Below are 22,317 nucleotides of genomic sequence, written 5' to 3' on the forward strand. Positions count from 1 at the left end.
GCCCTCGCAAATAATCGCCGGCAATGTTGTACGACGACGTATGACAAAAATAAAAACAACAAGAAGTATGGGAGCGTCACAGTGAGCAAGCTCGTCCGCAATTCGTCCGCCCGCACCCCAAATCCGATTTTCAAACGCCGTCATACCCTGAGCCTCATTGGTTGCAGCGGCCTGGCCCTCGCCCTGCCGATGTCCGGCCATGCCGAAGGGTTCACTGACGACGCCAAGGCCACGCTGAACCTGCGCAACGCCTACTTCAACCGCAACTACACCAACCCGGCGTATCCGCAGGGCAAGGCTGAAGAGTGGACGCAAAACTTCATCCTCGACGCCAAATCCGGTTTCACCCAGGGCACCGTCGGGTTCGGCCTGGATGTGCTGGGACTGTACTCGGTCAAACTCGATGGCGGTAAAGGCACCGGCGGTACCCAACTGCTGCCGCTGGACCATGATGGCCGCCCGGCGGACACCTTCGGTCGCACCGACGTAGCATTCAAGACCCGGCTGTCGAAGACCGAGTTGAAGATCGGTGACTGGATGCCGGTGCTTCCGATCCTGCGCTCCGATGATGGTCGTTCCCTGCCGCAAACCTTCCGCGGTGGCCAGGTGACGTCCACCGAGATCAGCGGTCTGACGCTGTATGGCGGCCAGTTCCAGAAAAACAGCCCGCGCAATGACTCGAGCATGGATGACATGTTCATGAACGGCAAATCCGCCTCCATCACCTCAGATCGTTTCAACTTCGGCGGCGGTGAATACACGTTCAACGACAAACACACTCAGGTCGGCGTTTGGTACGACGAGCTCAGCGACATCTACCAGCAACAGTATTTCAACCTGAACCACACCCAACCGCTTGGCGACTGGACCCTCGGCGCCAACCTTGGTTACTTCATCGGTAAGGAAAACGGCAGCGCCCTGGCCGGCGATCTCGACAACAAAACCGCGTTCGCCATGCTCTCGGCCAAATACGGCGGCAACACTTTCTATGTCGGTCTGCAAAAGCTGACCGGCGATGATCAATGGATGCGCGTCAACGGTACCAGCGGCGGCACCCTGGCCAACGACAGCTACAACTCCAGCTACGATAACGCCAGGGAAAAATCCTGGCAGGTGCGCCACGACTACAACTTCGTTGCCCTCGGTATTCCCGGCCTGACCATGATGAACCGGTACATTAGCGGCGATAACGTACACACCGGCACGATCACCGACGGCGAAGAATGGGGCCGTGAATCCGAACTGGCCTACACCGTACAGAGCGGGCCGTTGAAAAACCTCAACGTCAAATGGCGTAACGCGAGCATTCGCAAGAGCTTCAGCACCAACGAATTCGATGAGAACCGTATTTTCATCAACTACCCGATTTCGCTGTTGTAATAGCAATCTTTCACTGACTGGGATGAACCCTGTGGCGAGGGGGCTTGCCCCCTCGCCACAAAATTAATGTGTTTATGATGAGAAACGACCCTCCGTCCATTTCAACCAACGTCGCGTTGACAAGACCCGGAGAGCCTTACGATACTTCAGCAAAGTCGTACGACAACCTACAACGACTCAATAACAACAACTGTTTGTCCAGGATTCCCATGACTACTACAACCACCCGCCTCCCTTTCAATCGCCTGCTGCTGACCGGTGCCGCCGGTGGCCTGGGTAAAGTCTTGCGCGAAACCCTGCGCCCTTATGCCAATGTCATTCGCCTGTCCGACATCGCTGACATAGCCCCGGCCATCGATGACCGCGAAGAAATCGTGCCGTGCGATCTGGCAGACAAGCAGGCCGTGCATCAACTGGTCGAAGGCGTGGACGCGATCCTGCACTTTGGCGGCGTTTCGACCGAGCACTCGTTCGAGCAGATCCTCGGTGCCAACATCTGCGGCGTGTTCCACATCTACGAAGCCGCGCGCCGCCACGGTGTGAAGCGCGTGATCTTCGCCAGCTCCAACCACGTGATCGGTTTCTACAAGCAAGACCAGGTCATCGACGCCCACTCCCCACGTCGCCCGGACAGCTATTACGGTTTGTCCAAGTCCTACGGCGAGGACATGGCCAGTTTTTACTTCGATCGCTACGGCATCGAGACCGTCAGCGTGCGTATCGGCTCCTCGTTCGCAGAACCGCAAAACCGCCGCATGATGAGCACGTGGCTGAGCTTCGGCGACCTGACCCAATTGCTGGAGTGCGCGTTGTACGCCCCGAACGTCGGCCACACCGTGGTGTATGGCGTGTCCGACAACAAGAACGTTTGGTGGGACAATCGCTTCGCATCCGGCCTGGGTTATCAACCACAGGACAACTCCGAAGTATTCCGCGAAAAAGTCGAGGCCCAACCGATGCCGGCCGCTGATGACCCGGCGATGGTTTACCAGGGTGGTGCGTTTGTCGCGTCGGGTCCGTTCGGCGACTGACCCCCAACAACAAAAAACCAAGGGAATGAGTGGCCATGCAAGCCGAATTGATTGTCGATGCCCGTAACGCTGTCGGTGAATGCCCGGTGTGGGTCCCTGAGGAAAACGCCCTGTACTGGGTCGATATTCCTGCCGGCGCCCTGCAACGCTGGAGTGCCGCGAGCGGAAAAGTCGATACGTGGACCGCGCCGGAAATGCTCGCGTGCATCACCCGCCACCGCGACGGTGGCTGGGTGGCCGGGATGGAAAGCGGGTTCTTCCATCTGCACCCGCACACTGACGGCAGCCTCGACAGTCAATTGCTCGCCCACGTCGACCACGCCCGCACGGACATGCGTCTGAACGATGGTCGTTGCGACCGTCAGGGACGTTTCTGGGCGGGCAGCATGGTGCTGAACATGGGCGCCAACGCGGCGGACGGTACGCTTTACCGCTACAGCGCCGGTCAACACGGGCCGATTGAGGCACGACTGGGCGGGTTTATCGTTCCCAACGGCCTGGGTTTCAGCCCGGATGGGCGGACGATGTACCTGTCCGACTCGCATCCTCACGTTCAGAAAATCTGGGCCTTTGACTACGACCTCGACAGCGGCACGCCGTCGAATCGGCGGTTGTTTGTCGACATGAATCAATTCGCCGGTCGTCCTGACGGTGCGGCGGTGGATGCCGACGGTTGCTACTGGATCTGCGGCAATGACGCCGGGGTGATTCACCGCTTTACCCCTGACGGCCGACTGGATCGCTCCCTCGCCGTCCCGGTGAAAAAACCCAGCATGTGCGCCTTCGGTGGCAGTCGCCTGGACACGCTGTTTGTGACCTCGATCCGCCCCGGTGACGACCAGGATGAGCAGTCGCTGGCCGGCGGTGTGTTTGCCCTCGATCCGGGTGTCACCGGGTTGCCGGAACCGCTGTTCAATGATTCCCTGACTGCATTTAAAAGATAAGCCCCAGCCCCCTGTGGCGAGGGAGCTTGCTCCCGCTGGGTCGCGCAGCGGCCCACGACAATCTTTCATTTGTAACGAGGCAGCTTTATTGGCGACTGCTTCGCAGCCGAGCGGGAGCAAGCTCCCTCGCCACGATGTCCTCATTGAGCCAGGCATTTCACAATGACAATGACACTTCTCGAACTCGAAGACGAACTGACCCACCTCACCCTCGCGCCCGAGCTCGGTGGCAGCCTCGTCAACTGGACGGTTCGCAGCACCGGTCAACCGCTGCTCCGTCACAATGACGCCCAGGCGCTGAACACTGGCCTGCCGGGCAAACTCGGTTGCTATCCCCTGGCGCCGTGGTCCAACCGCATCGCCGAAGGTGGTTTCGATTGCCCCGAGGGCTGGCTGGCCTTGACGCCCAACAGCCTCACCGATCCGCTGCCGATTCACGGCAGCGCCTGGCAGCAACCGTGGCAAGTGGTGTCGCAATCAGCCAACGAAGTGGTCCTGCAACTCGACAGCAGCACGCCGTTCGCTTATCGCGCCCGGCAACGGTTTCATCTGAGCAAGGGCCAGCTGAGCATCGATTTACAGGTCACCCACCTGGCCGACCGCGCCGCGTGGCATGGCCTCGGTTTGCACCCCTACTTTCCGCGCACGACGAACACGCAGCTACAGGCCAAGGCCGAAAAAGTCTGGTTGTGCGATGGCTCGAAACTGCCGACCGAGTTGATCGAGTTGCCCGCCGATTGGGACTTCCGTCAACTGGGCGCCTTACCCGCAACCCTGGTCGACAACGGTTTCTGCCACTGGGACGGTCATTGCCTGATCCAGCAACCCGACCTTGGATATACGTTGGAATGCCAGGCCACGGGAAGCGATTACTACCTGCTCTACTGCCCGGTCGGTCTGGGGTTTTTCTGCATCGAACCAGTGAGCCACCCCGTCAACGCGCATCACCTGCCCGGCCGGCCAGGGCTGCGGTTGCTGGAGCAAGGTCAGTCGGCGGAACTTGGGTTCAGCCTGCAGTATCGAGCGCTCAGATAACGCCAAGCATCTGACTCAGCGCCGCACGCAGCTTGCCGGGTTTCACCGGTTTGTTCAGCAGCGGCGCGCCGAGTCGCTGCAACGAGCGTCGACACTGATCCGTGCGGTCCGCCGTGATAATCACCGCCGGAATCACCTGGCCGTAATGCTCACGCAAATGCCTGACCACATCGCAGCCCACTACGCCATGATCGAGGTGATAGTCCGCCAGGATCAGTTCCGGGGCTTGCCCACGCAGCGCCGCCAACGCCGAGGATTCATCCGTGGCCGTGACCACCTCGCACCCCCACTGCCCGAGCAGCGCGCTCATGCTCTCAAGAATGCTGACTTCGTTGTCCAGCACCAGCAGGCGTCGGCCCGGCAAGGGATTGCCCGTGGTCAACTGAGGCGCAGCCTGACGGATCGGCAGCGGTATCTCATGGGAAATCGGTACGTCGATGCTGAACATCGAACCTCGTCCCGGCACCGACTTAACCCGAATCCGATAACCGAGAATCTTGCCGATGCGCTCGACAATGGCCAGGCCCAACCCCACGCCTTTGCGGTCAGAGGCGCGTCCGACGTCGAGTTGGTTGAACTCCAGGAAAATCGAGTCCAGTCGGTCCGCGGCGATGCCACGCCCGGTGTCCCAGACCTCCAGGCGCAGCATTTCGCCGCGACGCCGTGCGCCCAGCAGGATGCTGCCCTCGTCGGTATAGCGACAGGCATTACTGAGGAAGTTACGCAGGATGCGCGTCATCAGGCGCAAGTCGGTGCTGATGGCGTGCTCGCCCACATGCACGCGCAGGTTCAACCCGGCCGCCTCGGCGACCGACTGGAATTCGGACACCAGCGGCCCGAGCAATTCGTCGAGACGATAAAGGGCAACGTCGGGTTTCACCGCGGCCTGATCGAGCCGGGAAATATCCAGCAAATCAGTGAGCAAATCTTCCGCACCTTCCAGCGCCTGATGAGTGCGCTCGACCAGGACCTGTTCAACGTCCGGCAGTTTTCGTTCACGCAACGTCGAGATCAGCAAGCGCGCGGCGTTAAGCGGTTGCAGCAGGTCGTGACTGGCCGCCGCGAGGTACTTGTCCTTGCTGCGATTGGCGGCCTCGGCGGCGTCGCGGGCATCGCGCAAGGCTTCGGCGATCTGCTTGCGCTGGGTGATTTGCTGTTGCAGGTTACGGTTGGCTTCCAGTAACTCATCGGTGCGTGCAGTGACCCGTTGCTCCAGCTCATCGTTGAGTTGTTGTAAACGCTGCTGCGCTTGTTTGCGTTCGGTGATGTCGGCGACAAACCCTTCAACCAGGCCTTCCTGATCGGGCTTGAGCAACAGGTTCATCAATACATCGAGGCTGCTGCCGTCCTTGCGCCGCAACTGGGTTTCATACCCGTGCAGGCTGCGTTGATGCTTGAGGATCTCGCCGATATTTTCCAGCTCACTGGCCCCGCCGACAAACAGGTTGCTCGCCAGATCCGCCAGGGAAAACAGCACCTCTTGCGGGTCCTGATAGCCGAGCATGTGCGCCAACGCCGGGTTGGCGGCTCGCATGCCTTCTTGCAGGCTGGCCTGGAAAATCCCCTGGACTGCGTTTTCGAACAACCATTTGTAGCGATTGCGCTCGGCTTCCAGTTCGTCGAGCCGCGCGGCCAGTTCCGGGTAATGGCTCTTGCGCGCCGAATGGCTGCCTAACCCCAGTAACCCCGCCAGCGCCCGTTGCTGATCGTCAGAGGGCTTCGCCATAGACGACCTCGACATCACGCTGACTGGATTCGCGCGGATTGGTCAGGATGCACGGGTCGTGCATGGCGTGTTGTGACAGGAACGGAATGTCCGCCGTACTGACCCCGTGCAAGCCCAGGGTCTCGTGGAAGCCGATTGCGTGTTTGAGCGCAATCAGGTGCTCCACCAGCCGCGCGCAGATCTGCCGATGGTTCAGGCCACGGCAATCGATGCCGAACGTCTCGGCGATGACCTTGAAGCGATCGGGCGCCGAGCTGTAGTTGAACGCCACCACATGTTCCACCAACACCGCGTTGCACAGGCCATGGGGCAGGTCGAGAAACCCGCCCAGGCTATGGGACATGGCGTGCACCGCGCCGAGAATCGCGTTGGAGAACGCCAGCCCGGCTTGCATGCTGCCGAGCATGATCTTCTCGCGCAGGGCGATGTCCGTGGGGTTGGCAATCATTTGCACCAGGTTGCCGTTGATCAACCGCATCGCTTCCAGCGCATGGGGATCGGTCAGTGGCCCGTGGCCGGTGGAGACAAAGGCCTCGATGGCGTGCACCAACGCGTCGATGCCGGTACACGCCGACAGGAACGGGTCCATGCTCAGGGTCGTTTCCGGGTCGATCAACGAGACGTCCGGCACCACCGCTTTGCTGACGATGGAGAACTTCATGCGTTCTTGCTGGTTGGAAATGATCACGAACTGCGACACATCAGCCGACGTGCCGGCGGTGGTCGGAATCAGGATCAGGGGCGGGCTGGGCACGCGAATGGTGTCCACGCCTTCGAATTCGAGAATGCTGCGTCCGTGAGCCACGACAATGCCGATGCCTTTGCCGCAATCCATCGGGCTGCCACCGCCGACGGCGACGATCACATCGCAATGGTTTTCCCGGTACAGCTCGGCGCCGAGCATCACTTCTTCGACCCGTGGGTTGGGCGAGACATCGGCGTACAGGAAGTAATCGATACCCAAGGCTTGCAGGCTGGCCTCGACATCGGCGACCCAACCGGCGGCAATCACCCCGGGGTCGCTGACCACCAGCACTTTGCGGGCACCGAAGGTCTTGGCGTAATTACCGACGTTGTGCCGACAGCCGGCACCGAAGATGATTTCTGGAGACACGAACTTACGCAGCTGGCTGAGACTCTGGCTCATTGGAAAGCCTGTTTTTATTGTTTTGGAAGTTAGAACCCACACTAAACCATCCGGCTGCGAATGCAATCAGACCAAAGAACACTCTGAATTCACCGCAAAGCTCGCTCCCACAAGGGCGACTATCCGCGGTAGATCAGCTGCGAAGCCTTCTCGTTGCGCAGCGTCAGGTGTTCCATGCCCTGCCCCACCGCCTCGGCTTCTTCCCGGGCCTTGAGGATCACGCCGTGGTGCGGTGACTTGCTGCACACCGGGTCGGCATTGGCGGCATCACCGGTGAGCATGAACGCCTGGCAACGGCAGCCGCCCAGATCCTTGTGCTTTTCATCGCAGGAGCGGCACGGTTCCTTCATCCAGTCATCGCCACGAAAACGGTTGAAGCCAAACGAATCGGTCCAGATGTGCTCGATGCTGTGCTCGCGCACGTTGGGAAACTGCACCGGCAACTGGCGGGCGCTGTGGCAAGGCAGCGCGGTACCGTCCGGGGTGATGTCGAGAAACAGATTGGCCCAACCATTCATGCAGGTTTTGGGGCGCTCTTCGTAATAATCCGGGGTGACGAAGATCAGCTTGCACGGATGGCCCTGGGCCTCAAGCCGCGCGCGATACTCGTTGGTGATGCGCTCGGCCCGCTGCAGTTGTTCGCGGGTTGGCAGCAGGCCGACGCGATTGAGTTCGGCCCAGCCGTAGAATTGGCACGTAGCCAACTCGACAAAATCCGCTTCCAGCGCCAGGCACAAGTCGATGATCTGTGCGATCTGGTCAATATTGTGCCGATGGGTGACGAAGTTCAGCACCATGGGATACCCCTGCGCTTTTACCGCGCGGGCCATGGCCAGTTTCTGGGCGAAGGCCTTGCGGGAGCCAGCGAGCATGTTGTTGACCGCTTCGTCCGCCGCCTGAAAGCTGATCTGGATATGGTCCAGCCCGGCCACCTTGAAGTCGCGGACCTTCTGCTCGGTCAAGCCGATGCCCGAGGTGATCAGGTTGGTGTAGTAGCCCATGTCTCGCGCGGCTTTGATCAGTTCGGCCAGGTCCTGTCGCACCAATGGCTCTCCGCCGGAAAAACCCAATTGCGCGGCACCCATTTCGCGGGCCTCGCGAAACACCCGAATCCACTCTTCGGTACTCAGTTCCTCGCCATGCCGGGCAAAATCCAGCGGGTTGGAACAATACGGGCATTGCAGCGGGCAACGGTAGGTCAGCTCCGCCAACAGCCACAGCGGTGGGCCGACGGGTGAATCATTCAATCCAGAATTGCGCATGGGCCACCTCCAGGAATGCCAGCACATCCTCATCAATCCCAGGCACACCCGGAAAACTCGCGGTCAGTAGCGCAATGATCGCCGAGACACTGCGCCGGCCATTCACCAGATCGAGGATCTGCCCGGCGCTGGCGTTGAGTTTGATCATGCCTTCGGGGTACAGCAGCACGTGACAGTCCTGACGGGGCTCCCATTGCAAACGAAAGCCCTGGCGCAACGACGGCAATAACTCGCGATGGATCAGGCTCACAGGGCAATCCCCCGGTGCCAGACGTTGCTGGCCGTGACGGTGTGATAAGGCGGGCGTTCCAGCTCGTAGGCCATGCTCATGGCGTCGAGCATGCTCCACAGCACGTCAAGTTTGAATTGCAGGATCTCGAGCATGCGTTGCTGCGCCTCGCGCGTGACGTAGTGCGCCAGGGTAATGCGCAAGCCGTGCTCAACATCGCGCCGGGCCTGACTCAAACGGGTGCGAAAATAGTCATAACCGGCAACGTCGATCCACGGGTAATGCGTCGGCCAGGCGTCGAGTCGAGACTGATGGATCTGCGGGGCGAACAACTCGGTCAGCGAACTGCTCGCCGCTTCCTGCCAGCAGGCACGACGGGCGAAATTGACATAGGCATCGACGGCGAACCTCACGCCGGGCAGCACCCGTTCCTGGGACAGAATCTGTTCGCGATCAAGCCCCACCGCTTCGCCCAGACGCAGCCAGGCTTCGATGCCGCCTTCACTGCCGGGCACGCCGTCGTGGTCGAGAATCCGTTGCAACCACTCACGGCGCACCTCACGGTCCGGGCAGTTGGCGAGGATCGCGGCATCCTTGAGCGGAATGTTTACCTGGTAGTAAAAACGATTGGCGACCCAGCCCTGAATCTGCTCGCGGCTCGCGCGGCCGGCGTACATGGCCTGGTGGAATGGGTGATGGATGTGGTAGTAGGCGCCTTTCGCGCGCAGGGCGGCTTCGAATTCGGTGGGGGTCATGGGTGTGTCAGTCATTTTTATTCTCCTTCGCGTTCTGCGGTGCCCGGACTGTCCTCTTCGCGAGCAGGCTCGCTCCCACAAGGTTCGAGGTGATCCCTGTGGGAGCGAGCCTGCTCGCGATGGGGCCATCCGCTACAGCTCGATACTCATGCCGTCATAAGCCACTTCAATCCCGCGCCGTTCCAGCAAGGCCCGTTCGGCCGAGTCTTCGTCGAGGATCGGGTTGGTGTTGTTGATGTGGATCAGCACCTTGCGCTGGCGGGTAAAACCTTCCAGCACCTCAAGCATCCCGCCGGGGCCGCTTTGCGACAGGTGGCCCATTTCGCGGCCCAGGCTCTGACCGACTTCGCAGACGCGCATTTCGTCGTCACGCCACAGGGTGCCGTCCAGCAGCAGGCAATCGGCACGCCGCATCCAGCCCAGTACTTCGTCATCGACTTGCCCCAGGCCCGGTGCGTAAAACAACGATGCGCCGCTGCGTCGGTCTTCTATGAACAAACCAATGGTGTCGCCCGGTTGCGGATGGCCGCGGTTGGGCGAGTACGGCGGTGCGTTGCTCACCAGGGGAATCGCACGCCAGCGCAAGTGCTGGCAGGCAGGAATGCTGAACGGCTGACGATCCAGGCCGATCGGTTGCCACTGCAACCCGCCGTTCCAGTGGCGCAGCATGTTGAACAGCGGGAAGCCGCTGCTCAGGTCCTGGTGAACCCGTTCGGTACACCAGACGGCATGCGGACAGCCTTCGCGCAGGCTCAGCAAGCCGGTGCAGTGATCGATCTGGCTGTCGAGCAGCACGACGCCGGCGATGGCGCTGTCACGCAACTGGCGAGCCGGCTGCAACAGCGGAAAACTCGCGAGCTGCGCACGAATGTCCGGTGAGGCATTGCACAGCACCCAATCCACACTGTTGTCGCTCAGGGCAATCGAGGACTGAGTGCGCGGTTGTGCCCGCAGGCTGGCATTGCGCATCCCGGCGCACTGGTAGCAGTTGCAATTCCACTGCGGGAAACCGCCACCAGCAGCGGAGCCGAGAACGCGAATGTGCATGGAAGAGGCTCCAGAAGGCAGGCCCGGCCAACCCGATGGCTGGCCGGGTGAGCAATCAACGATTGGCGAAATACATCGTCACTTCGAAGCCAATGCGCAGATCGGTAAACGCGGGTTTAGTCCACATGGGTCAATCCTCTTCTTGTGCCGGGCGATTCCGGTAAAGCCATTAATGCACGGGGCGTCGGGCGCCCGAATGCTACTTTCGAAGGAGAATGCGGGGTGCGTTGGTAGGGGGTGTTGCAGATCTTCAAGGACATCCAAAACCTAATGTGGGAGCGAGCCTGCTCGCGAAAGCGGTCTATCAGTCAACAGTGATGTTGAATGTGATGCCGTCTTCGCGAGCAGGCTCGCTCCCACAGGGGGGTTGCGTTGATTCCGAGGGTTAGAAGAACCCCAGCGGATTGATGTCGTAGCTCACCAACAGGTTTTTGGTCTGCTGATAATGGTCGAGCATCATCTTGTGGTTTTCCCGCCCGACGCCGGACTTCTTGTAACCACCGAACGCCGCGTGCGCCGGATACAGGTGGTAGCAGTTGGTCCACACGCGCCCGGCCTTGATCGCCCGGCCCATGCGGTAGGCGCGGTTGATGTCGCGGGTCCAGAGGCCGGCACCGAGGCCGAACTCGCTGTCGTTGGCAATCGCCAGCGCTTCAGCTTCGTCCTTGAAGGTGGTGACACCCACCACCGGGCCAAAGATTTCCTCCTGGAACACACGCATCTTGTTGTGGCCCTTGAGCAGCGTCGGCTGGATGTAATAGCCGCTGGACAGGTCACCTTCAAGCCGCTCGGCGGCGCCACCGGTGAGGAGTTCAGCACCCTCCTCCTGAGCGATTTTGAGGTACGAGAGGATCTTGTCGTATTGCTGCTCCGACGCCTGGGCGCCGACCATGGTTTCGGTGTCCAGCGGGTTGCCGCGTTTGATCTTGACGATCTTCTTCATCACCTCGGCCATGAACGGCTCGTAGATCGACTCTTGCACCAGCGCCCGCGATGGACAGGTGCAGACTTCGCCCTGGTTGAAGAACGCGAGCACCAGGCCTTCGGCGGCTTTTTCGATGAACTGTGGCTCGGCGTTCATGATGTCTTCGAAGAAGATGTTCGGCGACTTGCCGCCCAGCTCGACGGTGCTCGGGATAATGTTCTCGGCGGCGCAATGCATGATGTGCGCGCCGACCGGGGTGGAACCGGTGAAGGCGATCTTGGCGATGCGCTTGCTGGTGGCCAGCGCTTCGCCGGCTTCACGGCCGAAGCCCTGGACGATGTTCAACACGCCCGCCGGCAGCAAATCGGCGATCAGTTCGGCGAAGACCATGATCGACAGCGGCGTCTGTTCTGCCGGTTTGAGCACAACGCAGTTACCGGCGGCCAGGGCCGGGGCGAGTTTCCAGGCCGCCATCAGCAGCGGGAAATTCCACGGAATAATTTGCCCGACCACGCCCAGCGGCTCGTGAAAATGGTAGGCGGTGGTCAGTTCGTTGATCTCGGCAGCGCCGCCTTCCTGGGCGCGAATGCAACCGGCAAAGTAACGGAAATGGTCGGCAGCCAACGGCACGTCGGCGTTCAGGGTTTCGCGCACGGCCTTGCCGTTGTCCCAGGTTTCGGTGACCGCAAGAATTTCCAGGTTTTGTTCGATGCGATCGGCGATTTTCAGCAGCACCAACGAACGGTCCTGGGCCGAGGTCTTGCCCCAGGCATCCGCAGCGGCGTGTGCCGCGTCGAGGGCCTTTTCGATGTCGGCGGCGCTGGAGCGTGGGAATTCGGCGATCACCTCACCGGTCACCGGCGAGGTGTTGGTGAAGTATTCGCCATTGATCGGCGCGACAAACTCGCCGCCGATGAAGTTGCCATAGCGCGGCTTGAAGGAAACAACGGCGCCTGGGGTTCCGGGTTGTGCGTAGATCATGATGGGCCTCTGTCTGGGTCGATGCCTGTCGTGCCGACAAGCGATGAATCGATACTAGAGAGCCCCGCCTGCCGGACGAATGCGCCGTTGGCAGGAGGGCTCTCGTTATTTGGTCGTAGGTTTCCCACAGGGGTTATGCGGTGGGCTTGGGTTAGTGCTTGGCCACCAGGTCCTTCGGTAATTTGAAGGTCCAGAGCATGCCGCCCTGGTTGAAATCCTTGATCCGCTTGGCCACTTCCCCGCCCCACAACGGTACGGCGCCGCCCCAGCCGGAGAGGACAGACACGTACTGTTCGCCGTCCATTTCCCAGGTCACAGGCGAACCGAGTACGCCGGAACCGGTCTGGAATTCCCAGACTTTCTCGCCGGTCTTGGCGTTGAACGCCTGGAGGAAACCTTCCGGCGTGCCGGTGAACACCAGGTTGCCCTTGGTGGTCAGTACCCCGCCCCACAGCGGCGCGTAATTCTTGTGACGCCAGACTTCCTTGCCGGTTTTCGGGTCGATGGCGCGCAACACGCCGATGTAGTCCTCATTCAACGGTTTGATGGTGAAACCGGCGCCGAGGAATGCCGCGCCTTTTTTGTAGGCGATGCCTTCGTTCCAGATGTCCATGCCCCACTCGTTGGATGGCACGTAAAACAACCCGGTGTCGCGGTTGTAAGCCATCGGCATCCAGTTTTTCGCGCCCAGGAACGCAGGCGCTACAAAGACTGAACTGCCCTTGGGTTCGGAACCCGGAGCGCCTGGGCGGCTGGCTTCGTTGTAGATCGGCCGGCCGTCTTTATCCAGGCCGGTGGCCCAGGTGATCTTGTCCACGAACGGGAAGCCGCGGATGAATTTGCCATTGGTACGGTCCAGCACGTAGAAGAAACCGTTGCGGTCCGCCGTGGCCGCGGCTTTGATTTCCTTGCCGCCCTCGGAGTAGTTGAACGAAACCAGCTCGTTCACGCCGTCATAGTCCCAACCGTCGTGGGGTGTGCTCTGGAAGTGCCATTTGATGGTGCCGTCGTCCGGGTTGAGCGCCAGACGCGACGACGAATAGAGGTTATCGCCAGGACGCAAATGCGAGTTCCACGGAGCCGGGTTGCCGGTGCCGAACAGCAGCAGATTGGTTTCCGGGTCGTAGTAACCGCCGAGCCAGGGCGCGGCACCGCCGGTCTTCCACAGGTCACCCGGCCAGGTCTTGCCGGCTTCACCGCCGGAGATGCCGTTCTCGATGGCTTTGCCGTCCTTGTAGACGTAGCCCATATGGCCTTCGACGGTCGGACGGACCCACAACAGGTCGCCGTTTTTCGGGTCGTACGCCGAAATCTTGCCCACCACACCGAACTCGCCGCCGGCCACGCCGGTAATCAGCTTGCCGTTAATCACCAAGGGCGCGGCGCTGATCGAATAGCCTTCCTTGTGGTCGGCCACCTGCTTGCTCCACACCACCTTGCCAGTGTCTTTATTCAGGGCCACCAGCTTGGCGTCGAGCGTGCCGAAGAACACCAGGTCGCCATACAGCGCCACGCCTCGGTTGATCACGTCGCAGCACGGACGGATGTCATCCGGCAGGCGCGCATCGTATTGCCAGAGTTTCTTGCCGGTACGGGCATCGACCGCGAACACTCGCGAGTAGGACCCGGTCATGTACATCACGCCGTCCTTGATCATCGGCTGTGCTTGCTGGCCACGCTGTTTTTCGCCGCCGAAGGAGAATGCCCAGGCAGGTCGCAACTCCTTCACGTTGTCGACGTTGAGAATATCCAGCGGGCTGTAGCGTTGCCCCTGGACGCCGAGGCCGTTGGTGACGATTTGCTCCGGGTTTTTCGGGTCCTGGAGAATGTCCTGGTCGGTGACCGCGGCCAATGCCTGGCCAGACAACAGCATGGCACTGAGCAGCAGGCTCAAGACGAAGGGCTGGCGACGTGCGGGTTGAGTCATGACGGCTACCTCTGCGGTTTTTTGTTATTCGCGGGAAAGTTTCCCGGCGTAGTGCAGATTCTTGGGCGCCGTCGCCCCGACAACAATTACCCGCAATATGGAGATTCCTAATCCCTTAGTAGCGGGTCGAATGCGTTCAAGCGTTACTTGGCAGCAGCGGAATCAACCCGCGTCATCTGCCCACGCTCGTAGCGCGGGTACAAATGACTGACGCTGCGGATCAATTCATAACGGCTCAGGGTGATCCCGGCGAAACGTTCGGGGATCGGACTGCGGATCATCTCGGCCATGTCGCTGCCGGTAGCCGCCCCCGCTTGCAGCAGCTGGTCGAGCCAGGTCAGGTAATCGCGCATTTGTTCGAAGGGTTGTGGGTCGCTGGACACGGGGCCGTGACCCGGCACGATCAGCGTCCAGGGCAAGCCCTGCAGGGTGGCAATGTCCGCCAGCCACACAGACAATCCGGGGCTGTTGGGGGTGGTCAAGGCTCGTTGATAAAACACCAGGTCCCCGGCAAACAGCACGCCGGTTCGCTGGTCGAGAATAGCCAGATCCGCTCCCGTATGCCCACCCAGGCCCAGCAAGCGTAAATCGTGATTCCCAAAACTGCGTACCCCTGGCGTCACGACTTGATTGGGCAACACCACTTCGGTGCCACGCATCCAGTCACCCACCATTCGATACATGTTCTCAGCCAGCGCATCACCTTGTTGATGCAGCAGCTCGGCCGTCCCCGCCAGTGCGCCGATGGGCACATCAGCAAACGCCTGATTGCCCAGCACATGATCCGGGTGATGGTGGGTCAGGAATACCTGAACCACCGGTTTATCCGTAATCCCGGCAATCGCCTTGCGCATCGCTTCGCCGTAGCGCTTCGACGGCCCGGTGTCGATGACCACTACCCCGCCCTCGGTAACAATGAACGCGGTGTTGACGATATTGCCGCCGTTGGCCTTAGCGAAATTATCCGTACTGCCTTCCAGCAGCCAAGTGTCTTCGGCGATCTGCCGTGGCTTGAGCGAATACTCAAGATCGGCCATGGCCGGCAGGCTGATGCTCAACACCAACAGCAGTATCCAGCGCATGAGGCGCTCCTCTGGCTCAGGGAATCGACGCATCAAATTCATTGCCGCTGTTGTCCCGAATAATCAGACGCGTCTGCCCTGCCCCTTCGATGTCGAAGGCCAGGTTGGGGTTTTCACTGACGGCAGGAAACAGCTCCAGCCGCGCCAACAGCTGGTCATCAGCGCTTCGCAGTTCGGCATGGTTGATGAAAAATTCCGGGATGCCACTCACCATGCCGTTGTCCATCGGATGCGCCACCTGCACGCGCAATCGGCTGAAGTCATTACGCGGATAGCGCGCGCCCAACACTTCGCCAATGTGTTCCTCCCAGCCGGGCTGGGTACGCACCACACTGGGCGCGGTGCAACCACCGCCCGCCGCATCGATCAGGGTCGAACCGACATGCCACAGCCCATCGCGCGTCAGGACCGCGGCGCGCAAAGGGGTGGCCTGTTCGATACGGATACGGATCGACAACCACGGCAACACGCGGTCCAGCGGCTGGAAGTCGACGATCTTCGGCAGCGGATTGAGCTCGGCCCAGGCGAAGATTTTCACCACCTCGCCCTTGAACGCTCGCGCATCGATTTCCAGTGGCACCTGCCGGGCATCTTCGGCGAACGGCGGCGCCAGCAGCTTGACCCGGTCATCGAAGACAAAAGGAGCGTCGCCAAGCATTTGCTTGTGATAGAACGCCCACATCACCGAGGGCACCGGGTCTTTGCCCGGATCGATACTCGCGGCGTGCGCGGCCAAGGGTAACCAGCAGGCCAACAAACACTTGATTCGCCAGCTCATCACCCGCTCCTATTGATACATCTCCGGGACGTCATACCGCAGGCCGTAATGGCTGTAGATCGTCTTTACGGCACCCTCACGGATCAGGCCTTCCAGCGCCTCTTCCACGGCATAGGCCAGTTGCCGGTTGCTTTCGTGCACGGCCATGCCGATTTCCCAGAGTTGCTTGCCCATGTTCGGATAGGCGTTTTGCGCCAACGCCAGTTGCGGGTCGGCCGCCTCATGCACCTGCCAGTCGATTTCGCCACGCATGGCCATGACCGCGTCGACCTCACCGGCCTTCATCGCCGCAAAGGCCTGCGGTACGCCCGGGTAGTGGTGGGTTTTGCCCGCGAGCATGCCGTTGAACACCGACGTCAGGTAAAACGACGGCACACTGTCGACTTCCACGCCTATCGGATGCGAGTCGAACACCGCCACGCTGCCGACCTTATCCAGTCGGCGCTGATCGTAGGCCACCTGCCATTGTTCGGTCTGATAGGGCCCGAACATCACCACATGACCGTTTTCCATTTCACCGAACTCGTTGCGCTTCTGGGCGTAGTCACGGTCATAAGGCACACGCATCATCAGGTCGGCCAGTTGCTGGTTGTGCAAGGCACTGGTACGCCAGATGTAATCACGCAGGTCGTCATCGAGTTTTTCCCCGGCAGGGGCCCAGATCAATGTTAGGTGTACACCGAGCGCCTTGGCCAGCGCCTCGGCGAGCTCGACATCGACGCCCCGGGCCTGACCGGCCTGCTCAAAACTGTAGGGGGCGAAGTCCTTGTAGACCGCCACTTTCAGCTCCCCGGCGGCGATCATTTCGTCATAGTTGCGAACCTGCGCCTGCACCGTCTGGCAACACAGCCACAGCGCACTGATCAACACCGCGAGCAGACGCATGGGATCACTCCTCGACGTGAACGCTGTCCAGGTACGTGCGCACTGCCCACAACGCTTCCTGGCTCAGGTAATCGGCCATTTTCGGCATGTAGACCCGACCGTCACGCACGGCGCCATGACGCACGCGCTCGACAAACCATTCGTCACCCGCCTCACCGACATCGAGCATGCGCAAGTCGGGGGCGATCCCACCCGACTTGGCTTCCAGACCATGACACGCCGCACAGTTCTGGTTGTAGGCGGACGAGCCGATTTCCAGGGCTCTGTCGTGCTCCGGGGAGGTTCGATAGGGGTTGGCCGCGGCCCAGCCATCGCCGTCCACCGTTACACCGGCGTCCTTGATCGGTGTCAGACCTTGGGTTTCAACCGCTTGCGGCACCACGTTGCCGTGAGCCCACACGGACCCCGCACTGATAAAGCCGGCCAGCAGACCGACGACGAGCAAGGCGTTGCGTTTTGTTGTCATTGTTATGCCCTCAGGATTGCACGCAAAACCTCTTGGCAGAGGCTATGGCACTCATCTTAGAAACGGCATCGCCAACACCCCATGCTGCTTTGGTGGTCGCCTTCTAGTCCCTTGGTAGTAAGGCGTTGGATGCACACCTCAGGGACGTCGCCAACAGGCCTGGTGTCCCGGCGCAACCGGCAGAATGCTTACGACCTTGGTACTGGCTCACCGGTACTTTCTGCATATTTCTTCTGTTCCGCAGGCTTCCTATGCTGGCGCTACCTGAAAGGAGTGCCTTATGCGCCTGCTTGCCCCTTACGCCTTGCTGTACCTGCTGGCGATTGCCTGCGCCGCCGGCGTGGCCACCCAGAGCCAGGCTGCGCAGGCGCCACTGGAGGTGCGGATCGGCTACCTGGGTTATCGCCCTGATCCGGGGCCGCTCCTGTCGAACGTGATTCCCGAACCGACCGATGCCGGATTGCGCGGCGCCGAACTGGCGATCACCGACAGCAACAGCACCGGACGTTTTCTCAACCACAGCTACGCCCTGGTCAGCGCCAGCGTCGACAGCCCCGAAGCCTTGCTCGATGCGGCCAACGCCCAACACGCGCAGGGTCTGCGGCTGTTTGTAGTGAACGCCCCGGCCGACAGCTTGCGCCAGCTCAGCGCCGCCCTGCCCGACAGCCTGATATTCAACGCCGGCAGCCCCGACGACCGCTTGCGCAGCACCGATTGCCTGTCGAACGTGCTGCACACCCTGCCGAGTCGCGCGATGCTCGCCGATGCGCTGGCGCAATTTCTGGTGGTACGCAAATGGCAGCGCGCGCTGCTGATCGTTGGCCCGACCGCCGACGATCAAGCCTACGCCGCCGCCCTGCGTCGCGCGGCAAAACGCTTCGGCCTGCAACTGGTGGCGGAAAAGGCCTGGAGCTTTGATAACGACCAACGTCGCAGTGCCCAGGCCGACATGCCGCTGTTCACTCAGACGGCCGAATATGACGTGGTGCTGGTGGCCGATGAACGCGGCGACTTCGGCGAATACGTGCCCTACCAGACCTGGTATCCGCGCCCGGTCGCTGGCACCCAAGGGCTGACCCCGGTGGGTTGGCACAAAACCGTGGAAACCTACGGTGCCGCGCAGTTGCAAAAGCGTTTTGAAGCATTCGCCGGTCGCTGGATGAACGACCGCGATTTCGCGGCCTGGATGGCCGTGCGCAGCCTCGCCGCCGCAGTGACCAAACTGCGCCAGACCGAACCGATGGCGATCCGTCAGCTGGAAATCAGCGATCAACTGCCGCTGGACGGCTTCAAGGGACGCAAGCTCAGTTATCGCCCGTGGAACGGCCAGTTGCGCCAACCGATTCCCATCGTCCAGCCCCGCGCCCTGGTCAGCACGTCGCCGCAGGACGGCTTTCTTCATCCCTTCAACGAAATGGACAGCCTGGGTTACGACAAACCCGAGGTCAGTTGCCGCTTTCCCTGATCCAGCTTTCCGCAAGAACGACAACAAAAAGGAATCCGCCATGCGTCGCACCCTGCTCTGCCGCTCCCTGCTTTCCTGGGCCCTTCTATTCGCCGCCGGGCATGCCGCCGCCAGCACCGCGTGGGTGTCCAACGAAAAGGACAACAGCCTGAGCCTGATCGACATGCAGACCCTGCAAGTCACCGACACCCTGCCTGTCGGGCAGCGCCCACGTGGCCTGTTGCTGTCCCATGACAACAAGTTGCTGTACATCTGCGCCAGCGATTCCGACCGGGTCCAGGTGATGGACGTGGCCACGCGCAAGATCATCAAGGAACTGCCCTCGGGCAAAGACCCCGAGCAATTCGCCCTGCACCCCAACAACCGTTGGCTGTACGTCTCCAACGAAGACGATGCGCTGGTCACGGTGATCGACACCGAAACCTCCAAAGTGCTCAGCCAGATCAACGTCGGCGTCGAACCCGAAGGCATGGCCGTCAGTCCCGATGGCAAGTGGGCCGTGAACACCAGCGAAACTACCAACATGCTGCACTGGATCGACACCAGCACCCAGACCCTGGCCGACAGCACGCTGGTGGACCAGCGGCCACGCTTTGTCGAGTTCAATCAGGACGGTTCACAGCTCTGGGCGTCAGCGGAAATCGGCGGCACGGTGACGATTCTCGACGTCGCCAGCCGCAAGATCCTCAAGACCCTGAACTTCCAGATCAAAGGCGTACACCCGGATAAAGTCCAGCCTGTGGGCATCAAACTCAGCGCTGACGGCAAGTACGCTTTCGTCGCACTGGGCCCGGCCAATCATGTGGCGGTGATCGATGCCAGGACGTTCGAGATTCTCGACTATTTGCTGGTCGGACGACGGGTCTGGCAGCTGGCGTTCACGCCCGATCAAAAGCAACTGCTCGCCACCAACGGCGTCAGCGGTGACGTGTCGGTGATTGATGTCGACAGCCTGAAGGTGAGCAAATCGGTGAAAGTCGGCCGCTACCCTTGGGGCGTGGTGGTGACGCCATGAACGCTCTGGAAGTCAGCGAACTGAGTTTTGCCTATGGGGCTCGGGAAGCCTTGCGCCACGTGAACTTCGATCTGGCCCCGGGGCGTTTCGCCGCGTTGCTGGGGCCCAACGGCGCCGGCAAATCGACCCTGATCGCCCTGTTGACCCGGCTTTATGATCTTCAGCACGGCGACATCCGGGTCGGCGGCTGTTCATTGCGCGATGCGCCCCGCCCGGCGCTCAAGCAGTTGGGCGTCGTGTTCCAGCAAAGCACCCTGGACCTGGACCTCAGCGTCGAGCAGAACCTGCGGTATCACGCCGCGCTGCATGGTCTGTCCCGGCGTCAGAGCGGTGTCCGGGTTGACGCCGAGCTGGCCCGTCAAGCCCTGACCGAACGCCGCCGCGAACGGGTGCGCGAACTCAATGGCGGCCACCGTCGCCGGGTGGAAATCGCCCGGGCCCTGCTGCATGAGCCGCGCCTGCTGCTGCTTGACGAAGCCAGTGTCGGCCTCGATCCCGCCAGTCGCCTGGCGCTCAATCAACACATGCGCACCTTGTGCAGTGAACACGCCATCAGCGTGCTCTGGACCACGCACTTGCTCGACGAAGTGCAGTCCAGCGACGATTTGCTGATCCTCCATCAAGGTCGGCTGGTGGCCAGCGGACAGGCCGATGCACTGAGCCTGGAACATGGCGGCGACCTGGGTTCGGCCTTCACTCACCTGACCACTTCAGGAGCGGCGCGATGAATGCGTACTGGCATTGCTTCAGCGGAATCGTGCTGCGCGAATGGCTGCGTTTTGTGTTGCAGCGCACGCGGTTTCTCAGTGCCCTGGTGCGGCCGCTGTTATGGCTGCTGGTGTTCGCGGCCGGTTTCCGGGCAGCCTTGGGGATCGCCATTATCGAACCCTACGACACCTACATTCCTTACGAGGTCTACATCATCCCGGGCCTTGCCTGCATGATCCTGCTGTTCAATGGCATGCAAGGCTCACTGTCGATGGTCTATGACCGCGAGATGGGCAGCATGCGCGTGCTGCTGACCAGCCCACTGCCCCGGACCTTTCTGCTGTGCAGCAAGCTGCTGGCCACGTCGCTGATTTCCCTGTTGCAGGTGTATGCCTTTTTGGCGATCGCCTGGCTCTATGGCGTGCAACCACCGGCCATGGGGTTATTGATCGCGCTGCCGGCGTTACTGCTAGTGGCGTTGATGCTCAGCGCGCTGGGCCTGCTGCTGTCGAACGCCATTCGGCAGTTGGAGAACTTTGCCGGGGTCATGAATTTCGTGATCTTTCCGTTGTTTTTCCTGTCCTCGGCGCTGTATCCGCTGTGGAAAATGCGTGAGGCTAGCGAGTGGTTGTACTGGCTGTGCGCGGTGAACCCGTTCACCCATGCAGTGGAGTTGGTGCGGTTCGCCCTTTATGAACGTTTCAATCCGCTGGCGCTGGCGGTGTGTGCAGGGTTGACCGTGGTGTTCACGCTACTCGCCATACTCACCTTCAACCCACAGCACGCAGCCCTGCGCAAATCCACCTGACCCCGCAAAGGTTCTCCATCAATAATTACTACTTTAGTACTGGTTTCCCTGTCTATCGTCGCATTCCCAATGCGCCCCGCCTGGCATGTAATAGGTCCATAACTATAAGGATCGAACCCATGCCGCGTGCCCGACGTTGTCTGTTGCGCCCTTCTCTCGCTGCGCTGCCGCTCTGCCTGTTGCTGAGTACCGCGCACGCCGAATCACCGCTGTTTTCCGCCGACGGCTATCGCATCAACCTGTACCGCAGCCCGACGCCGGACAGCCTGCAAGGCGCGACCATCGTTGACACCCCGGCCTTGCAAACACTGCTCAGTCAAACGCCGCCACCGGTGCTGATCGATGTCTACCGCCGCCAATGGCTGCAAGGCCAATTCATCGAAGACCAGCCCCATGAAAACCTGCCCGGCAGCCACTGGCTGGCCAATACCGGCGACGGTGACCTGACACCCGACTGGCAAGGCTATTTTGCGCGTAACCTCAAGGCATTGACCGCCGAGGATCCGGCACGACCGCTGGTCTTTTACTGCCGCGCTGACTGCTGGCTGAGCTGGAACGCCGTCAAACGAGCGTCCGCCATGGGCTATAAGACACTGTATTGGTATCGCGACGGCCTCGATGCCTGGCAAGCGGCCGGGCTTGCCGTGACACCGGCCCGGCCCGAGCCTTTCCCCTGATCTTTACGCTGGCGTGTTGTTGCCACACCCTAATCAAAATAATG

Annotated in this window: 22 protein-coding genes; 9 read left to right on the forward strand and 13 right to left on the reverse strand. The window is 61.0% G+C overall.

Annotated features, from left to right (window positions below):
- The first annotated feature begins 81 nt into the window (after positions 1-81).
- From ACWKV5_RS00085 to ACWKV5_RS00100, 4 genes are all read left to right on the forward strand, one after another.
- Positions 82-1,380, forward strand: coding sequence for an OprD family porin (locus tag ACWKV5_RS00085; protein WP_483839608.1), 1,299 nt, complete (start codon positions 82-84; stop codon positions 1,378-1,380).
- 209 nt (positions 1,381-1,589) lie between these two features.
- Positions 1,590-2,411 (forward strand): NAD-dependent epimerase/dehydratase family protein, encoded by an 822-nt coding sequence (locus tag ACWKV5_RS00090; RefSeq protein WP_483839609.1) that lies wholly within the window; start codon positions 1,590-1,592, stop codon positions 2,409-2,411.
- 35 nt (positions 2,412-2,446) lie between these two features.
- Complete coding sequence (locus ACWKV5_RS00095) at positions 2,447-3,355, forward strand: SMP-30/gluconolactonase/LRE family protein (protein WP_483839610.1); 909 nt, start codon at positions 2,447-2,449, stop codon at positions 3,353-3,355.
- 162 nt (positions 3,356-3,517) lie between these two features.
- Positions 3,518-4,390 carry an aldose 1-epimerase gene (locus tag ACWKV5_RS00100; protein WP_483839611.1) on the forward strand — a complete coding sequence of 291 codons (873 nt, stop codon included), beginning with the start codon at positions 3,518-3,520 and terminating at the stop codon, positions 4,388-4,390.
- Here the strand turns inward: ACWKV5_RS00100 and ACWKV5_RS00105 are convergent.
- The 13 genes from ACWKV5_RS00105 to pedF form a co-directional block, all read right to left on the reverse strand.
- On the reverse strand, positions 4,383-6,116 hold the full coding sequence (locus ACWKV5_RS00105; RefSeq protein WP_483839612.1) for a PAS domain-containing hybrid sensor histidine kinase/response regulator: 1,734 nt from the start codon (positions 6,114-6,116) through the stop codon (positions 4,383-4,385). The genes ACWKV5_RS00100 and ACWKV5_RS00105 overlap by 8 nt on opposite strands.
- Positions 6,100-7,263, reverse strand: a complete 1,164-nt coding sequence (ercA, locus tag ACWKV5_RS00110; RefSeq protein ID WP_059180994.1) for an alcohol dehydrogenase-like regulatory protein ErcA — start codon at positions 7,261-7,263, stop codon at positions 6,100-6,102. Before ercA ends, ACWKV5_RS00105 begins: the two co-directional genes overlap by 17 nt.
- 119 nt (positions 7,264-7,382) lie before the next feature.
- A complete protein-coding gene (gene pqqE / locus ACWKV5_RS00115; protein WP_483839613.1) occupies positions 7,383-8,525 on the reverse strand; it encodes a pyrroloquinoline quinone biosynthesis protein PqqE in 1,143 nt (380 codons plus the stop codon).
- Positions 8,503-8,775, reverse strand: a complete 273-nt coding sequence (gene pqqD, locus ACWKV5_RS00120; protein WP_483839614.1) for a pyrroloquinoline quinone biosynthesis peptide chaperone PqqD — start codon at positions 8,773-8,775, stop codon at positions 8,503-8,505. Before pqqD ends, pqqE begins: the two co-directional genes overlap by 23 nt.
- Complete coding sequence (gene pqqC / locus ACWKV5_RS00125) at positions 8,772-9,524, reverse strand: pyrroloquinoline-quinone synthase PqqC (protein WP_483839615.1); 753 nt, start codon at positions 9,522-9,524, stop codon at positions 8,772-8,774. Before pqqC ends, pqqD begins: the two co-directional genes overlap by 4 nt.
- Positions 9,525-9,641: 117 nt before the next feature.
- Positions 9,642-10,556, reverse strand: coding sequence for a pyrroloquinoline quinone biosynthesis protein PqqB (gene pqqB / locus ACWKV5_RS00130; RefSeq protein WP_483839616.1), 915 nt, complete (start codon positions 10,554-10,556; stop codon positions 9,642-9,644).
- Between the two features lie 55 nt (positions 10,557-10,611).
- Positions 10,612-10,683 carry a pyrroloquinoline quinone precursor peptide PqqA gene (gene pqqA / locus ACWKV5_RS00135; protein ID WP_003253598.1) on the reverse strand — a complete coding sequence of 24 codons (72 nt, stop codon included), beginning with the start codon at positions 10,681-10,683 and terminating at the stop codon, positions 10,612-10,614.
- Positions 10,684-10,941: 258 nt separating this feature from the next.
- Positions 10,942-12,462: an acetaldehyde dehydrogenase ExaC gene (gene exaC / locus ACWKV5_RS00140; protein WP_483839617.1), complete on the reverse strand. Its 1,521-nt coding sequence runs from the start codon at positions 12,460-12,462 to the stop codon at positions 10,942-10,944.
- Between the two features lie 151 nt (positions 12,463-12,613).
- Positions 12,614-14,389 (reverse strand): PQQ-dependent methanol/ethanol family dehydrogenase, encoded by a 1,776-nt coding sequence (locus ACWKV5_RS00145; RefSeq protein WP_483839618.1) that lies wholly within the window; start codon positions 14,387-14,389, stop codon positions 12,614-12,616.
- Positions 14,390-14,532: 143 nt separating this feature from the next.
- Entirely contained in the window at positions 14,533-15,471 is a 939-nt protein-coding gene (locus ACWKV5_RS00150) for a quinoprotein relay system zinc metallohydrolase 1 (protein WP_483839619.1), read from the reverse strand.
- A 16-nt stretch (positions 15,472-15,487) separates the two neighbouring features.
- Positions 15,488-16,249, reverse strand: a complete 762-nt coding sequence (locus tag ACWKV5_RS00155) for a quinoprotein dehydrogenase-associated SoxYZ-like carrier (RefSeq protein WP_483839620.1) — start codon at positions 16,247-16,249, stop codon at positions 15,488-15,490.
- 9 nt (positions 16,250-16,258) lie between these two features.
- Entirely contained in the window at positions 16,259-17,134 is an 876-nt protein-coding gene (locus tag ACWKV5_RS00160) for a substrate-binding periplasmic protein (protein ID WP_483839621.1), read from the reverse strand.
- 4 nt (positions 17,135-17,138) lie between these two features.
- Positions 17,139-17,600: a cytochrome c-550 PedF gene (gene pedF, locus ACWKV5_RS00165; protein ID WP_483839622.1), complete on the reverse strand. Its 462-nt coding sequence runs from the start codon at positions 17,598-17,600 to the stop codon at positions 17,139-17,141.
- Positions 17,601-17,880: 280 nt separating this feature from the next.
- Between pedF and ACWKV5_RS00170 the strand changes: the two genes are divergently transcribed.
- From ACWKV5_RS00170 to ACWKV5_RS00190, 5 genes are all read left to right on the forward strand, one after another.
- Entirely contained in the window at positions 17,881-19,065 is a 1,185-nt protein-coding gene (locus tag ACWKV5_RS00170; protein ID WP_483839623.1) for an ABC transporter substrate-binding protein, read from the forward strand.
- Positions 19,066-19,105: 40 nt separating this feature from the next.
- Complete coding sequence (locus ACWKV5_RS00175) at positions 19,106-20,080, forward strand: YVTN family beta-propeller repeat protein (RefSeq protein WP_483839624.1); 975 nt, start codon at positions 19,106-19,108, stop codon at positions 20,078-20,080.
- Complete coding sequence (locus tag ACWKV5_RS00180; RefSeq protein WP_483839625.1) at positions 20,077-20,808, forward strand: ATP-binding cassette domain-containing protein; 732 nt, start codon at positions 20,077-20,079, stop codon at positions 20,806-20,808. Before ACWKV5_RS00175 ends, ACWKV5_RS00180 begins: the two co-directional genes overlap by 4 nt.
- The gene (locus tag ACWKV5_RS00185; protein WP_483839626.1) at positions 20,805-21,596 is read left to right on the forward strand and encodes an ABC transporter permease; all 792 of its coding nucleotides are present in this window, start codon (positions 20,805-20,807) and stop codon (positions 21,594-21,596) included. Before ACWKV5_RS00180 ends, ACWKV5_RS00185 begins: the two co-directional genes overlap by 4 nt.
- Before the next feature lie 119 nt (positions 21,597-21,715).
- Complete coding sequence (locus ACWKV5_RS00190; RefSeq protein WP_483839627.1) at positions 21,716-22,273, forward strand: PQQ-dependent catabolism-associated CXXCW motif protein; 558 nt, start codon at positions 21,716-21,718, stop codon at positions 22,271-22,273.
- Positions 22,274-22,317 lie beyond the last annotated feature (44 nt).

The sequence above is a fragment of the Pseudomonas oplopanacis genome (genome assembly GCF_057128725.1).

Excerpts from the sequence above, each read along its gene's own strand:
- ACWKV5_RS00175 (WP_483839624.1), top strand. The coding sequence starts at position 19,106 with ATGCGTCGCACCCTGCTCTGCCGCTCCCTGCTTTCCTGGGCCCTTCTA.
- ACWKV5_RS00160 (WP_483839621.1), bottom strand. The coding sequence starts at position 17,134 with ATGCGTCTGCTCGCGGTGTTGATCAGTGCGCTGTGGCTGTGTTGCCAG.
- ACWKV5_RS00170 (WP_483839623.1), top strand. The coding sequence starts at position 17,881 with ATGCGCCTGCTTGCCCCTTACGCCTTGCTGTACCTGCTGGCGATTGCC.
- ACWKV5_RS00105 (WP_483839612.1), bottom strand. The coding sequence starts at position 6,116 with ATGGCGAAGCCCTCTGACGATCAGCAACGGGCGCTGGCGGGGTTACTG.
- ACWKV5_RS00190 (WP_483839627.1), top strand. The coding sequence starts at position 21,716 with ATGCCGCGTGCCCGACGTTGTCTGTTGCGCCCTTCTCTCGCTGCGCTG.
- pedF (WP_483839622.1), bottom strand. The coding sequence starts at position 17,600 with ATGACAACAAAACGCAACGCCTTGCTCGTCGTCGGTCTGCTGGCCGGC.
- ACWKV5_RS00155 (WP_483839620.1), bottom strand. The coding sequence starts at position 16,249 with ATGAGCTGGCGAATCAAGTGTTTGTTGGCCTGCTGGTTACCCTTGGCC.
- ACWKV5_RS00145 (WP_483839618.1), bottom strand. The coding sequence starts at position 14,389 with ATGACTCAACCCGCACGTCGCCAGCCCTTCGTCTTGAGCCTGCTGCTC.
- exaC (WP_483839617.1), bottom strand. The coding sequence starts at position 12,462 with ATGATCTACGCACAACCCGGAACCCCAGGCGCCGTTGTTTCCTTCAAG.
- ACWKV5_RS00090 (WP_483839609.1), top strand. The coding sequence starts at position 1,590 with ATGACTACTACAACCACCCGCCTCCCTTTCAATCGCCTGCTGCTGACC.
- ACWKV5_RS00095 (WP_483839610.1), top strand. The coding sequence starts at position 2,447 with ATGCAAGCCGAATTGATTGTCGATGCCCGTAACGCTGTCGGTGAATGC.
- ACWKV5_RS00180 (WP_483839625.1), top strand. The coding sequence starts at position 20,077 with ATGAACGCTCTGGAAGTCAGCGAACTGAGTTTTGCCTATGGGGCTCGG.
- ercA (WP_059180994.1), bottom strand. The coding sequence starts at position 7,263 with ATGAGCCAGAGTCTCAGCCAGCTGCGTAAGTTCGTGTCTCCAGAAATC.
- pqqB (WP_483839616.1), bottom strand. The coding sequence starts at position 10,556 with ATGCACATTCGCGTTCTCGGCTCCGCTGCTGGTGGCGGTTTCCCGCAG.
- ACWKV5_RS00185 (WP_483839626.1), top strand. The coding sequence starts at position 20,805 with ATGAATGCGTACTGGCATTGCTTCAGCGGAATCGTGCTGCGCGAATGG.
- pqqE (WP_483839613.1), bottom strand. The coding sequence starts at position 8,525 with ATGCGCAATTCTGGATTGAATGATTCACCCGTCGGCCCACCGCTGTGG.
- pqqC (WP_483839615.1), bottom strand. The coding sequence starts at position 9,524 with ATGACTGACACACCCATGACCCCCACCGAATTCGAAGCCGCCCTGCGC.
- ACWKV5_RS00150 (WP_483839619.1), bottom strand. The coding sequence starts at position 15,471 with ATGCGCTGGATACTGCTGTTGGTGTTGAGCATCAGCCTGCCGGCCATG.
- ACWKV5_RS00100 (WP_483839611.1), top strand. The coding sequence starts at position 3,518 with ATGACAATGACACTTCTCGAACTCGAAGACGAACTGACCCACCTCACC.